At 68.1% G+C, this 12,733-nt stretch carries 11 protein-coding genes and 2 pseudogenes; 7 read left to right on the top strand and 6 right to left on the bottom strand.

Translation table 11 applies throughout. The features are described from left to right. Positions 1–656 (bottom strand): annotated as a pseudogene (locus VAE53_RS00750) (hypothetical protein); the annotation flags it as partial. Positions 657–837: 181 nt separating this feature from the next. On the opposite strand from VAE53_RS00750, the gene fabF reads away from it, so the two are divergent. After that, positions 838–2,097, top strand: coding sequence for a beta-ketoacyl-ACP synthase II (gene fabF, locus VAE53_RS00745; RefSeq protein WP_322817440.1), 1,260 nt, complete (start codon positions 838–840; stop codon positions 2,095–2,097). Positions 2,098–2,188: 91 nt separating this feature from the next. Here the strand turns inward: fabF and VAE53_RS00740 are convergent, their stop codons facing one another. Further along, positions 2,189–4,423, bottom strand: coding sequence for a (Fe-S)-binding protein (locus VAE53_RS00740; protein ID WP_322817439.1), 2,235 nt, complete (start codon positions 4,421–4,423; stop codon positions 2,189–2,191). 228 nt (positions 4,424–4,651) lie between these two features. Then, complete coding sequence (locus VAE53_RS00735) at positions 4,652–6,241, bottom strand: long-chain-fatty-acid--CoA ligase (protein WP_322817438.1); 1,590 nt, start codon at positions 6,239–6,241, stop codon at positions 4,652–4,654. 239 nt (positions 6,242–6,480) lie between these two features. Here VAE53_RS00735 and VAE53_RS00730 point away from each other — a divergent pair, with 239 nt between their 5' ends. The 3 genes from VAE53_RS00730 (at position 6,481) to VAE53_RS00720 (ending at position 8,511) form a co-directional block, all read left to right on the top strand. Beyond that, positions 6,481–7,026: a pyridoxamine 5'-phosphate oxidase family protein gene (locus VAE53_RS00730; protein WP_322817437.1), complete on the top strand. Its 546-nt coding sequence runs from the start codon at positions 6,481–6,483 to the stop codon at positions 7,024–7,026. 133 nt (positions 7,027–7,159) lie between these two features. Continuing rightward, positions 7,160–8,206, top strand: a complete 1,047-nt coding sequence (locus VAE53_RS00725; protein WP_322817436.1) for an ATP-dependent DNA ligase — start codon at positions 7,160–7,162, stop codon at positions 8,204–8,206. A gap of 35 nt (positions 8,207–8,241) precedes the next feature. Then, positions 8,242–8,511 carry a YciI family protein gene (locus VAE53_RS00720; RefSeq protein ID WP_322817435.1) on the top strand — a complete coding sequence of 90 codons (270 nt, stop codon included), beginning with the start codon at positions 8,242–8,244 and terminating at the stop codon, positions 8,509–8,511. Between the two features lie 9 nt (positions 8,512–8,520). Here VAE53_RS00720 and ligD read toward each other — a convergent pair whose 3' ends face one another. Continuing rightward, complete coding sequence (gene ligD, locus VAE53_RS00715; RefSeq protein ID WP_322817434.1) at positions 8,521–9,546, bottom strand: non-homologous end-joining DNA ligase; 1,026 nt, start codon at positions 9,544–9,546, stop codon at positions 8,521–8,523. Positions 9,547–9,623: 77 nt separating this feature from the next. Between ligD and VAE53_RS00710 the strand changes: the two genes are divergently transcribed. Beyond that, on the top strand, positions 9,624–10,124 hold the full coding sequence (locus VAE53_RS00710; RefSeq protein ID WP_322817433.1) for a VOC family protein: 501 nt from the start codon (positions 9,624–9,626) through the stop codon (positions 10,122–10,124). A gap of 48 nt (positions 10,125–10,172) precedes the next feature. Further along, on the top strand, positions 10,173–11,342 hold the full coding sequence (locus VAE53_RS00705; protein WP_322817432.1) for a hypothetical protein: 1,170 nt from the start codon (positions 10,173–10,175) through the stop codon (positions 11,340–11,342). 15 nt (positions 11,343–11,357) lie between these two features. Here VAE53_RS00705 and VAE53_RS00700 read toward each other — a convergent pair whose 3' ends face one another. Further along, a complete protein-coding gene (locus VAE53_RS00700) occupies positions 11,358–11,873 on the bottom strand; it encodes a DinB family protein (RefSeq protein WP_322817431.1) in 516 nt (171 codons plus the stop codon). Positions 11,874–11,897: 24 nt separating this feature from the next. Next, the gene (locus tag VAE53_RS00695) at positions 11,898–12,332 is read right to left on the bottom strand and encodes a hypothetical protein (RefSeq protein WP_322817430.1); all 435 of its coding nucleotides are present in this window, start codon (positions 12,330–12,332) and stop codon (positions 11,898–11,900) included. 152 nt (positions 12,333–12,484) lie between these two features. Here VAE53_RS00695 and VAE53_RS00690 point away from each other — a divergent pair. Continuing rightward, positions 12,485–12,733: pseudogene (locus tag VAE53_RS00690) on the top strand (phosphotriesterase-related protein); the annotation flags it as partial.

Genomic DNA, 12,733 nt, shown 5'->3' with positions numbered 1-12,733 from the left:
TCCAGCGCAGCCCGGATACCCGTCACCACCTGCCGCAGCAGCGTCTCCTCGTCCTCCGCCGAGGCCACCTGTGCCAGCAGGTCCGCCTCGGCCGAGCGCAGCTTACGCTCGAAATCCAGCCGCTCGATCAGAAGGCGCGGCCGTAACACCTCCAGGGCCTGGGCAGCGGTCGCCAGGAGACGCTCGAGATCACCCTGCGCGAAGCGCCCCGGGGTGCCCGCGCCAGCGAGCACGAAGCCGAGGAGCTGCCCCCGCTCGTCCTCCAGCGGTACCCGCACCGTCGACCGCACGCCCGCGGCGATTGCGGCCCGTTGGCCAGGGGTCGGGTCGCCCAGCGCCAAGGTATCGGCCACCAGAGCCGCCCCCCGCGACTCCAGCAAAGCGTTGAAACGCGCATCGGTTTCCCGGTGATCCAATCGCCAGCGTCCCGGCGACCGTTCGCCCTCTATCGGCCACCAGAAGGCACGCCGACCCCGCCGCGCGACCACGACGTACGCACAGTCCGCACCGACCGCCCGAGCGGCGATCTCGGCGAAGCGCCAGAGCGCAACCTCCATGGAAAGCGCAGCGGCCAGCCCCCCGAAGCCATCCCGGCCGGCGGGATCGGCGAACCGTTCCCCCGGCCCGACGGGACTGGCTGGCGAACTCTCCCCCATGCATCGACTCCAACGCCGGCTTCGCGCCGGCGAGCCCGACGGGTTCGACCTCGGCGAGCGGTGGCATCGTACGTAAAGGGGTCGCCGCTTCGATATCGGGGAGTTCCCGAACATTCCACCAGCAACGAACGTTCGCCCCCAACCCCGTGCCCAGGAGCGCAAGGGCTGTACCATACGCACCATGAACGAAACGTTGCGCGCGCGAACCCGTGTCGTCGTCACCGGTCTCGGTGCCATCACGCCGGCCGGCCAGACCGTCGAGGAATACTGGGAGAACCTCGTCGCCGGCCGCTCGGGCATCGGCTACCTGACGATGGTCGACCCCACCGGGTACCCCTGCAAGTTCGCCGGCGAAGTCAAAGACTGGGACCCGACCCGCTACATCGAACGCAAAGCCTCTCGCCGCATGGCCCGCTTCACCCAGTTCATGGTCGCCGCCGCGGCCCAGGCGATAGCCGATGCCCGGCTCGAGCTCGATGCCGAAGACCGGGACCGCGTCGGCGTCCTCATCGGCAATGGCGGTGGCGGGTACCCCGACATCCAAGAAGCAGCGCGCACCCTCTTCGAACGCGGCGGCATGAAGATCGACCCGCTCTACATGGCGCGATCCCTCGGCAACATGGCGGCCGCCCAAGTCGCACTCCAGTTCGGCCTGCGCGGCTACAACGGCACCATCGTCACGGCCTGCGCGGCTGGAACCCAGGCGATCGGCGAGGCCGCCATGCTCATCCGCGCCGGCCGCGCCGAAGTCGTCGTCACGGGCGGTTGCGAAGCCGGCATCTCCGAGCTCGGCCTCGCCGGATTCTCCGTCATGCGCGCCCTCACCAGCTCCGAAGGGCCCCCGGAGGAAGCCAGCCGCCCCTTCGACGCCACCCGCGATGGCTTCGTCCCGTGCGAAGGCGCCGGCGCACTCGTCCTCGAATCCGAAGCCCACGCCCGCGCGCGGGGCGCCCGCATCTACGCCGAAATCGCCGGTTTCGGCTGCACCAACGATGCCTTCCACGTCGTCGCACCGCCCGACGACGGCGAAGGGGCCGCGCGTGCCATGGCCGAGGCGCTCCGCGATGCCGGCCTCGCCCCCTCCGACATCGACTACATCAACGCCCACGCCACCAGCACCCCGCTCGGCGACGCCGCCGAGACCCGCGCCATCAAGCGCGTCTTCGGAGAAGAAGCGTACCGGCTCGCCATCAGCGCCACCAAATCGCTCATCGGCCACGGCCTCGGCGCGAGCGGCGGGATGGAGACCGTCGCCACCATCAAGACCATCGAGACCGGAACGATCCACCCCACCATCAACCTCCACCACCCCGACCCCGAATGCGACCTCGACTACGTGCCGAATATCGCCCGCCAGGCACCCGTTCGCGCGGCGCTCAAGAACAGCTTCGGCTTCGGCGGCCAGAATAGCTCGCTCGCCATCGTCCGCTACGAACCATAGCCCCGGCTGCCAAGCCGGCGAGCCGAGATATGCGAACGGCCCCGGGCTCCCCGGGGCCGTCGCTCGCCTACCGAACCGGTGCGCCCTTCGATCAGACGACGCCGGGCGGCACCTCCACGTTGCCGTCGCGCAGCGTCCGGGCCATGGGCCGGACGCTCACCTCCAGCAGTTCCGCGATGTCGAACGCCCGGATGGTGCGCTTCTCCTCGTCAGGCTGCACCGCCGGAATGCCATCCTCGAACATCTGGATGCAGAACGGGCAGGCCGTCGCCACGATGTTCGCTCCGGTGTTCGCTGCTTCGGCGGCACGGAGGTGATTCACCCGGGTGCCCACCTCCTCCTGCCACATATTGCCGCCGCCGGCCCCGCAGCAGAGCCCCCGCTCCCGCGAGCGCGGCATCTCCACCAGCTTCGCGCCCGGGATCGCCTCGATGACCTGACGGGGCGTGTCGTAGATGCCGTTGCCGCGGCCCAGGTAGCAGCTGTCGTGCACCGTCACCGTCGCCCCGTTTCCCTCCTTCGGCTTCAGGTCGCCCTTCGCCAAGAGGAATTGGAGGAAGTCCGCGTGGTGGGTCACCTCGTACTTCCCGCCGAAGTCCGGGTATTCGTTGCGGAAGGTATTGAAGCAGTGCGGGCAGCTCGTGATCACGCGCTTCACGCCCATCTCGTTGAGCGCGTCGGCGTTGGCCTGCGCCATCGTCGCGAAGAGGAACTCGTTGCCCAGCCGGCGTGCAGGGTCGCCGTTGCAGGTTTCGGCCTGCCCGAGGACACCGAAGCTCACCCCCGCCTCCAGTAGCAGCTTCACCACCGCCTGCGTGATCGGCACGTTCCGCTCGACGAGCGCGCCCGAGCAGCCGACCCAGTAGAGGTACTCCTGCGAGCCGTCGTAGATCGGCACGTCGATACCCTGGTCGCGGAGCTGCTCTATCCACGTCTCGCGCGTGAGTTGGGTGCCGCGCCACGGGTGGCCGCGCTGTTCCAGATTCTGGAGGGCCGCCTGGGCGGTCGCGGGGACACGCGCCTGCTCCATCACGAGGTAGCGCCGCATCTCCACGATCGGCGGCACATGTTCGACGAGCACCGGGCACTCTTGCATGCAGGCGCCGCACGTCCGACACGCCCAGAGCGTCTCGTCCTTGATGTAGCCGCCCACGAGCGGCTCCAGCTCCTCCTCCGGGTTCTTGCCCTTGATGAGGAGCGGCCCCGCATGGTTCATGTACATCTTGATGTCCTGGATCAGCGCCATCGGCGAAAGCGGCTGGCCCGCCGTATACGCCGGACACACCTCCGTGCAACGCCCACACCGGACGCAGGTGTCCGCATCGAACAGCGTCTTCCACGAGAAGTCCTGCAGCCGGCCAGCGCCGAGGCCCGCACCCTCCTCGATCAGCTTCTCGATATCGCCCATCGGTTCCAGATAGAGCGGCGTCGTCGGGCGCTTGAAGAACGCGTTCACCGGCGCCAACACGATGTGTCGGAACTTCGTCAGCGCCATCAGCGTCAACAGCCCGAACGCCGCCACCACGTGGAACCACCACCACCCGACATGGAAGTCCAAGAGCGTCTCCGGCGAGACGCCACCGAGCGCCTTCGCCACCACGTAGCCCGCCGGCGACCACCTCGACCACGACTCGTTCCCCGCCGGGATCTCATCGGCAGCGAGCCGCAGCCCCTCGACGATGATCCCGCTGAAGAGAACCACCCCGAGCAGGCCGACGATGATCGCATCCTCCGTTCCCCGGCGGTCCCAGTTCAGCTTCTTCGGCGGCGATACGTACCGGCGGTAGACCGCCATCCCGATGCCAACCAGCCCGATCACACCGAACACATCCCCGACGAGCGAATAGACGAGGTACGTCCCGCCCGTCAGGAAGAGGTGCTCCTTGTCCATTCCGAGGACGATCGGCGCATAGTCGTCGATGGCGAGCAGGATCGTCACGATCGTCAACACCACGAAGCTCGAATAGATGAGCCCGTGCATCACCCCCGCGTAGCGGTCGTTCTTCACCCGGCTGGTGCCCGCTCCGAGCGTCAGGAGGTTCGTGATCCGGGCGCTCAGGCTCTGATTCACCCGATGGGGCTTGCCCAGCCGCCAGATGCGCATCCGTTGGAGGAGCGCCCCGAAGATCACCGCCATCGAGACCGTGAACACGAAGTACATCAGCCATGGCGTCTCGATGTTGAAGAACACCTCGCGCGAGGCGTCCGTCGTCCGGGCCGTCTCGAACGCGGAGATCGCGGCCAGCACCGCAACGGGGACGACGATGCCCCCCCAGCTGCCGCGCAGGCGCGTACCCTTCCGGCCCTCTCCCCTGTTGCCGGTCATCGAACTGTTCGTCATAGCACGCGTTCCCGTTCCAGGATTCGAAGGTGCGCACCGGTCGTGCTCCGGCGCCCACAGTGTAGCCGCATCCTACCCGAGCCTACCGTTCGGCGCGAACCCGGTTCGCCCCCCGGAAAAGGTGCTGAGAACAACACACGTTAGCGCGCCCACGATCGAAGCGCCCCGGCCGTTCGACCGGGGCGCCGCAGGTGCATTGTCCGCCCTGAGGGCCTACGCCTTCCCCGCCGGGACATCGTTCGTCGGCGTCCCGTAGAGCTTCCGGAGGTCCGTCTTCAACACCTTCCCCATCACATTCCGCGGCAGCTCATCGACCACCGCCACGTACTGCGGCGCCTTGAACGATGCCAGCCGCGACTTCGCGTATTGGGTGATCTCCTCCGGCGTGATCGAAGCACCGGGCTTGAGCACCACGATCGCCTTCACCACTTCGCCCCACTCGACATCGGGCACCCCGATGACCGCCGCCTCGTCGATCGCCGGGTGCTCCTCGAGCACGTTCTCGATCTCGCCCGGCGAGATGTTCTCGCCGCCGCGGATGATCAGGTCCTTCTTCCGGCCCGTGATGTAGAGGTAGCCACCCTCGTCGAGCTTGCCCACGTCGCCGGTGTGGAGCCAGCCATCGATGATGGCCGAGCTGGTCGCGTCCTCCTGCTTGTAATAGCCCTTCATCACGCGGTCCGAGCGGACGCAGATCTCGCCCTCCTCGCCCGGCGGGAGCGGCCGATTCCGCTCGTCCATGATCGCCAGCTCCACGTCCGGCATCGGCTTGCCCACCGAACGGAGCCGCTGCTCCTTGATCTCCGTGTCCGTGCTCAAGTCGTGATCCTCCGGGCCGAGGAACGTCAGCGTCGCCGTCGATTCCGTCTGCCCGTAGGCATTGATCAGCCCGATCCCACGCGGCGGGAAGATGTCGCACGCCTTGCGAACCACCTCGTACGGCATCGGTGCCGCGCCATAGGTGATCTGCTTCAGCGACGAAAGGTCGTACTTCTCGAAGTCCGGCACCTCCATGATCCGCTTCAACATCGTCGGCACCACGAAGGCATGCGTCGCCCGCTCCTGCTGCACCGCCTGCAACCAGAGCTCCGGCGAGAACTGCGGCAGGATCACCAGCGTCCGCCCCATCCAGACCCCGAGCATCATCGCCGTCGCCCCGGCGACGTGGAAAAACGGTGCCGAGACGAGCAGCTTTTCGTGCGTCTCCGGGTCGGCCGGTGGTTGATTCGTCACATAGGCCGTCATATCGAGGAACGTGAGCTGCACGCCCTTCGGCTGCGCCGTCGTACCCGAGGTGAAGATGATGATGGTCGCATCCTTGTCGTCGACTTCGGACCAGATCTCGTCCTCCGCCCCGCTCGCGAGCAGCTCTTCGTAGCTGAGGTAACCCGCGGCCGCTCCGCCGAGGCTGATGTAATGCTGCACCGTCGAAAGCGTCGGGCGGATCCGCTCCACCAGGTCCCGGTAGCGGTCCGAAACGAACAACACCTTCGTCTCGCTGATGTTCACCATGTAGGTGAGCTCTTCGTCCTTCGCGCGATAGTTGAGCGGCACGAAGGTCGCGCCCAGCATCGCCGTCGCGTAGTAGCTGATCACGAAGTCGGCGCTGTTCACCGCCATGATCGCCACATGGTCGCCCTTCTCCACGCCGAGACCCTGGAGCGCGTTCGCAAGTTTGCACACCTGGCCATACATCTCGGCATAGGTCACCCGCTTACCGCCGCCATTGCCGTCGAAATCCACCAGCGCCTCGCGGTCCGGGACGACCGACGACGTGATCTGCAGGAACTCGATCGTGTTCATTCAGACTCCAGAGAAAAAACGTAGGGACACCCTTGTGGCTGCCGATTCTACCGGAACCGGCTACGCCGGGCGAACGGCCCCCGGCTCCACCCGTCCGCCGGCCCCCGAGCCCCCGCCGAGGCCAGGGCCGGCGAGCCTTCGCGCCCGCCGATGCCCGCCAGCCTTGACAGCTGCCCCTCCACTCTGCAACATCCCGGCCAATCGTTTGGACGAATGGCCAAATCGCGGAGGCCGACGCCGTGGCCGACCATCCCCCGCCCTCCGGCACCCCCCGCCCCGCCTGGTGGAGCCGGCAGTACATCGAACCCTTCACCCTCGACGAAGAGGAGCTCTGGCGGATCGTCCGCCAATCGACCAGGGCCGCCGTCGCCTGGGTTACCAAATCCTGTCAACCCGTCGTCGCCCAGATGTCCTACTGCTGGTACGACGGCCACATCTGGCTCACCTCCACCCCGAACCGCGACAAGTACCGCGCCCTCCGTCGCAACCCCGCCATCTCCCTCTCCATCTACCACCCCGACGACTGGTTCAAGCAGGTCACCATCCGCGGCCGGGTCACCTTCTTCCATGACCGCGAAGCTGTCCGCCGCTTCATCCACGAACTGATCACCGCCGGCGGCCGCCGCACCCTCCCCCCGGATATCTACGAGCGCGAACGCGCCCGCTTCGATAGCCCCGAGCGCGTGGTGATGCGCGTCGACATCGAGCGGATCCGCAGCTACGACGGCCGCAAGATGTGGCAGACCGAAGCCGAAGGGCTCGACCCCTGGAGCGCCACCCCGTAGGCGGCCGCCCGCCGGAGAACGCGGTTTGCCCACCTCCTCCTCCGGCGCCACCCCGTGTCCACGCGCCCGAGGCCGGCGAGCGCCCACCGCACCCCGTTCGACACGGCACCGCTCGGCCCCCACAATCCCCCCAATGGATGCGCCCGCGCCCATCGACCCCATGCTCGCCAAGCCCACCCCCACCATCCCCGAAGGGCCCGGCTGGCACTACGAACCCAAGTGGGATGGCTTCCGCTGCATCCTCTTCCTGCGCGCAGGAGCGCCCTACCTCCAGTCGCGCGACCGCAAGCCGCTCGACCGCTACTTCCCCGAGCTCGTCGCTGCCCTGCCCCGCGTCCTTCCGCCCGACGCCATCCTCGATGGCGAGCTCGTCATCATGACGCCGCACGGCCTCGATTTCGATGCGCTCCAACAGCGAATCCACCCCGCCGCCAGCCGCGTCGCCCGCCTCGCCCAGGAAACCCCGGCCGCCTTCGTCGCCTTCGACCTCCTCGCCGAGGGCGGCGAATTCCTCCTCGCCCGCCCCTTCGCCGAACGGCGCGAACGGCTGGAGCGGATGCTCGCCGCGGCCCGCCCCCCAGCCCACCTGACCCCCGCTACCCGCGACCCCGCCATCGCCCGCGACTGGTTCGAACGCTTCGAAGGCGCCGGCTTCGATGGCATCATCGCCCGCCAGCTCGATGCCCCCTACCAGCCCGGCAAACGCGTTCTCGCCAAGATCAAGCACCTCCGTACCGCCGAATGCGTCGTCGGCGGCTTCCGCTGGAACCGCGGCGAAGAAGGCCGCTCCGTCGGCTCGCTCCTCCTCGGCCTCTACGACGAGGAAGGCATCCTCCACTTCGTCGGACATACCTCCAGCTTCGGCGCCAGCGAACGGCGCGAGCTCGTCGCCTTCCTCGCTCCCTACCGGTCCGACGACGAAACCGTCGGGTTCGGCCGCGGCCGAACCCCCGGCGCCGAGAGCCGGTGGACCTCCGGCCGCGACCTCTCCTGGCAACGTCTCCGACCGGAACTCGTCTGCGAAGTCACCTTCGACCACATGCAGGGGCCTCGCTTTCGCCACGCCGCGACCTTTCGGCGCTGGCGGCCCGACCGCGACCCCCGCAGTTGCACCTTCGACCAGCTCGCAGCGCCCGTGCCCGCCGAGCTGCGCGCCGTCTTCGCTGCCGCTTCCCTTTAGCGAAGCTAGGCCCGCTCCGTTACCATCTCCCCGCGATGCTCACCATCCTCCTCTACGACTACGTCCCCGATATCCTCCAACGGCGCGAACCGGTCCGGCCCGGGCACCTGGCCCTCATCCGCGAGTACTACGAGGCCGGACGGCTCCGGCTCGCCGGCGCCATCGGCGAACCGATTCACGGCGGCCTCCTCGTCTTCACCGATGAAGCCTCCGCCGCCGAGTTCGTCCTTCGCGACCCGTACGTGCTCAACGGCCTCGTCACCGCCCACCGAATCGAGCCCTGGCACGTCGTCATCGGCGCCTGAGCAGGCCGCCTAGCCAGCCCGACCCGTCCTCCCATCCTTCCGCGCCCGCGAAGGCTGCACTCGCTTCGGTTCGCCCGGCGCCTTCGGGAAGTGTGGCGGGTAGGGCGCATCGCCGAGGCCCGCCCGCTCTTGCTCACGCGCCAGCTCCAGCAGCGGCTCCAGCGAAAACGCCCGCGCGTCGATGCCGGCCATCGCATCGCCCCGCTCCGCGAACAGCGCCGGCACCGTCGCCACCGTGAAATCCGCCAGCTCCACCTGGGGCAGCTCCGCCCAGGTGAGGGGCATCGATACCTGCGCATTCGGCGTCGGCCGGACGGAGTAGGCCGAGGCCACCGTTCGGTCGCGTGCGTTCTGGTTGTAATCGATGAACACCCCGATACGCTCCTCCTTCCACCAGGCCGTCGTCACCAGCCCTGGTGCTCGCCGCTCCGCCTCCCGTCCCAGCGCCAGCGCCGCCCGCCGCACATCGGTGAACTCCCAACGCCGCTCGATGCGCACGGCGATGTGGATGCCACGGCTCCCCGACGTCTTCGGAAAGCCGACCATACCGTAGGTTTCCAGCAGCTCCCCGACGAGTAGCGCCGCCTCCTTCACCTGCCCGAAATCCGCCTCGGGCGTCGGGTCGAGATCGAATCGCAGCTCGTCCGGGTGTTCCGTATCGTCGGCCCGCACCGGCCACGGATTCAGGTCGATGCAACCGAGGTTCACCGCCCAGGCCAACCCCGCCGCGTCGGCGACGACCGGGAGATTCGCCCACCGCCCGCTCGGGAAGGCCACCCGCGCCGTCGTCACGTAGGGCGGCAGCTTCGCCGGGGCCCGTTTCTGGAAGAAGGGCGGCCCCTCTACCCCGTCCACGAACCGCTTCAGCACCATCGGCCGGTTCGCCACCCCGCGCAACGCCCCCTCTGCCACCGCCAGGTAGTAGCGCACCAAGTCGAGCTTCGTCAGCCCGATCGCGGGAAAGAACACCTTGGCCGGATTCGAAATCGGCACCGCCGTGCCGCCCGCATCCACCATCGCCGGCTGCTCGGGCATGCCCGCAGTATACGTCCCGCCAGGTTGACGGGAAATTGCTCATGCTATACTTTTCCTCTCTCAGCGAAGGAGGCTCTATGACCATCACCCCCATCCCCTGCCTCTGGCTCGAATCCGGCGCCGAAGAAGCCGCTCGCTTCTACACCAGCATCTTCCCGAACTCCCGCATCGTATCCGTCACCCGCTACCCCGAGACCGGTCGGGAAATCCACGGGCAAGAGCCCGGCAGCGTCCTCACCGTCACCCTCGAGCTCGACGGCCACCCGGTCATGCTCCTCAACGGTGGCCCCGCCTTCCGCCTCGACGCAGCCTTCTCCTTCCTCCTCGAATTCGAGACGCAGGAGGAGATCGATTACTACTGGAGCGCCCTCCTCGAAGGTGGCCAGCCCCAGCCGTGCGGCTGGCTCACCGACCGCTTCGGCGTCTCTTGGCAGGTCGCCTGCCCCATGGATCACTGGCTCGACCACCCCGACCCCGGCGTCCGCGAACGCGTCTTCGGCGCCATGCTCGGGATGACGAAGATCGACATCGCCGCCCTCGAAGCCGCCGCGCGCGGGGACTACTCCCCCGCCGCCTGACCGCTCCCGGTCGAAGCCGCACCAGCACCACGAAGAAACGAGGACACCATGCCCGGCACCACCCTGCTCGTCGGTACCCGCAAAGCCTTCTTCATCTACCGTTCCGACGCCGCCCGCGAACGCTGGGAGCTTTCGCCCCCCATGCTCAAGGGCACCTCCGTCTACCAGGCCGCCATCGATACCCGCCGGCGCCCCAGCCGCATCCTCCTCGCCGCCAACCACTGGGCGTGGGGGCGGTCCATCGCGCGCAGCGACGACGGCGGCCAAACGTGGGAACAGCGCTCCCCCGGCCTCGGCTTCCCCGAAGACATGGGCATCACCATCGACAACGTCTGGGGCGTCGCCGCCGGCCACCCGGCGGAGCCCGGCGTCGTCTGGGCCGGAACCCAGCCGGCTGGCCTCTTCCGCTCCGAGGATTGGGGCGAAACCTGGCAGCCCGTCGAATCCCTCAACCGGCTCCCCGACCGCAAATTCTGGTACATGACGGGCGGCGGCCAATCCGCCCTCACCGCCATCGAACTCGACCCCCGGGAGCCCCGCCGAATCTACGTCAACATCGCCACCGGCGGTTGCTACTGCAGCGAAGACGGCGGCCAGACATGGGAACCACGCTGGCATTCCGCCATCGCCACCAGCCCCGAAGTCCGCGAGATGTTCGACAAGATCAACGAGATGTTCCCCGAGATGGCCGAGCAGTTCCCCGCCCCGGAGGGCGTCGACCCGCTCGCGGCCAACGAATTCCACCGCCTCCGCCTCGACCCCAAGAACCCCGACCGTCTCTGGGGACAGGCCCACATCGGCGTCTTCCGCACCGATAACGGCGGCCGCAAATGGGTCGATGTCACCAAGGGCCTGCCCTCCTTCCACGGCTTCCCGCTCGCCGTCACCAAGCAGGGACGCGACGCGGCCTTCGTCGTGCCCCTCGAAATGGAGGCCGACAACTTCCGCGTCGTCAATGGCCAGTTCGCCGTCTACCGCACCACCGATGCCGGCGCCAGCTGGGAGCGCCTCACCCGCGGGCTCCCCGGGCCGCACGACTACCAAAGCGTCTACCGCGACGCCATGGATACGGACGGCACCGACCCTGAAGGCGTCTACCTCGGCACCACCAACGGAGAGGTCTACTACGGCCGCGAGCTCGGCGAGTCCTGGGTCCGCCTTCCCGGCACCCTTCCGCCCATCCTCTCCCTCACCGCCATCGCCAACGACGCCCTCTAGCCCCCGCCCGCCGGGTCAGCCCTCCCGCCGGATGTAGTCGATCAAGTCGACGCTCTCCGGCGGGTGCCCGGCCGAGGTCAGAATGGCCGCCGCCTCGGCGCGGTGGTGCGTCGAATGGTTGAAGCTGTGCAGGATGAGCTGCCACAGCGGCCGCTCATCCGGGATCGGAGGCACGTTCCGGCGATACCGGCAGCTGGCCCGCAGCCGCGCCTCGTCGAGCCCCGCGAAAAATCGCGCCCGCTCCTCCCGCCCCGCCTCCCAGGCCGCTCGCACCGCCTCCAGGGTCGGCCACGTCGCAGGACCATCGAGCTTCGCCTCTGCATCCCCCAGCCAGCGCCGCAACCAGTGCTGCTCCGAGGCGACGAGGTGTGCCAGCAGCGCATGCAGCGAACCGTCGCCGTAGCTTCCTGGGATGCGCGCCGCCGCCGCCTCGGGCCCCGCCGCCAAGGCTGCCCGCAGGATGCGGTCATTCGCCCAATCGTGAAAAGCTGCCGTAAAGCGGATGAGTTCGAGCGAAAATGGCGGCTCCATCCCCAGCGATGCGCCCTTCCCGACCTACGCCACACCCGCCGGAAACGTCGTCGGGATCTTCGCCGCCATATCGAAGAACTCCTGGAACGTCTGGTTGAACCGATAGAACGTGTCCCGCCGGTGGTAGTCCTTCCCCCGCGCGAACTCCTCGGCGCTGCGCAAATCCAGCGAATTCAGCGTGTACTCGTGCGTCGCCCGCCCGTTCGCCTGGATATCCTCGATCATCTTCCGCCAATCCTCCGGCGATTGAACGAGCACGAAATCGAGCTCCTCCGCCCGGCGCGCATCGATCTCCTTCACGTCCTTCACCTCGAACGCCTCGAAATCGATCTCGAAATACCGGTCGCCCACCCGCACCCCCATCTCCGCATCGCACGTGCCCAAACGCTTGAAGCTGTCCGAGGCGTTCAGCAAATCGGCTGCCGCACGAAACCATTCGACCGAAGGAAACTCAGGCATCGTCGCACCTCCAGGGGCTGGGCCGATGGCATCGAGCGATCGCCATCGCCGGTGTGGCCGGAGTGTAGCCCTTCCCCCGCCGCTTGTCAGGCCCGTTGGCGCCTCGCTCGCCCCCCTCGACACCACCCCGCTGCCGCCGCAGAATCCCGCCCATGGCAACCGTACAGACCGTCCTCGGCCCCATCGATGCCGCCGATCTCGGCGTCACCCTCAGCCACGAACACATCCTCGTCGGCATGGGCGAAGACAACCACCACTACCCCTGGCGATTCGACTGGGAAGCCACCCGCGCGAATGCCATCCGCGAACTCCAGGAAGCGCGCGCCGGCGGCATCGGCACCATCATCGACCTCACCACCCCCGACCTCGGCCGCGACGTCGAATTCGTCCGCGACGTCGCC

Origin of the sequence: Tepidiforma sp. (assembly GCF_034432735.1) — a bacterium.
In the GTDB taxonomy this organism is placed as follows: Bacteria; Chloroflexota; Dehalococcoidia; order Tepidiformales; family Tepidiformaceae; genus Tepidiforma.
Note: the sequence above shows the minus strand (reverse complement) of the source record. Positions and strands in the feature narration are given on the sequence as shown.

What these genes read in the sequence shown, in the direction of transcription:
- fabF (WP_322817440.1), top strand. Translation starts at nt 838, where the DNA reads ATGAACGAAACGTTGCGCGCGCGAACCCGTGTCGTCGTCACCGGTCTC.
- VAE53_RS00740 (WP_322817439.1), bottom strand. Translation starts at nt 4,423, where the DNA reads ATGACCGGCAACAGGGGAGAGGGCCGGAAGGGTACGCGCCTGCGCGGC.
- VAE53_RS00735 (WP_322817438.1), bottom strand. Translation starts at nt 6,241, where the DNA reads ATGAACACGATCGAGTTCCTGCAGATCACGTCGTCGGTCGTCCCGGAC.
- VAE53_RS00725 (WP_322817436.1), top strand. Translation starts at nt 7,160, where the DNA reads ATGGATGCGCCCGCGCCCATCGACCCCATGCTCGCCAAGCCCACCCCC.
- VAE53_RS00720 (WP_322817435.1), top strand. Translation starts at nt 8,242, where the DNA reads ATGCTCACCATCCTCCTCTACGACTACGTCCCCGATATCCTCCAACGG.
- ligD (WP_322817434.1), bottom strand. Translation starts at nt 9,546, where the DNA reads ATGCCCGAGCAGCCGGCGATGGTGGATGCGGGCGGCACGGCGGTGCCG.
- VAE53_RS00710 (WP_322817433.1), top strand. Translation starts at nt 9,624, where the DNA reads ATGACCATCACCCCCATCCCCTGCCTCTGGCTCGAATCCGGCGCCGAA.
- VAE53_RS00705 (WP_322817432.1), top strand. Translation starts at nt 10,173, where the DNA reads ATGCCCGGCACCACCCTGCTCGTCGGTACCCGCAAAGCCTTCTTCATC.
- VAE53_RS00700 (WP_322817431.1), bottom strand. Translation starts at nt 11,873, where the DNA reads ATGGAGCCGCCATTTTCGCTCGAACTCATCCGCTTTACGGCAGCTTTT.
- VAE53_RS00695 (WP_322817430.1), bottom strand. Translation starts at nt 12,332, where the DNA reads ATGCCTGAGTTTCCTTCGGTCGAATGGTTTCGTGCGGCAGCCGATTTG.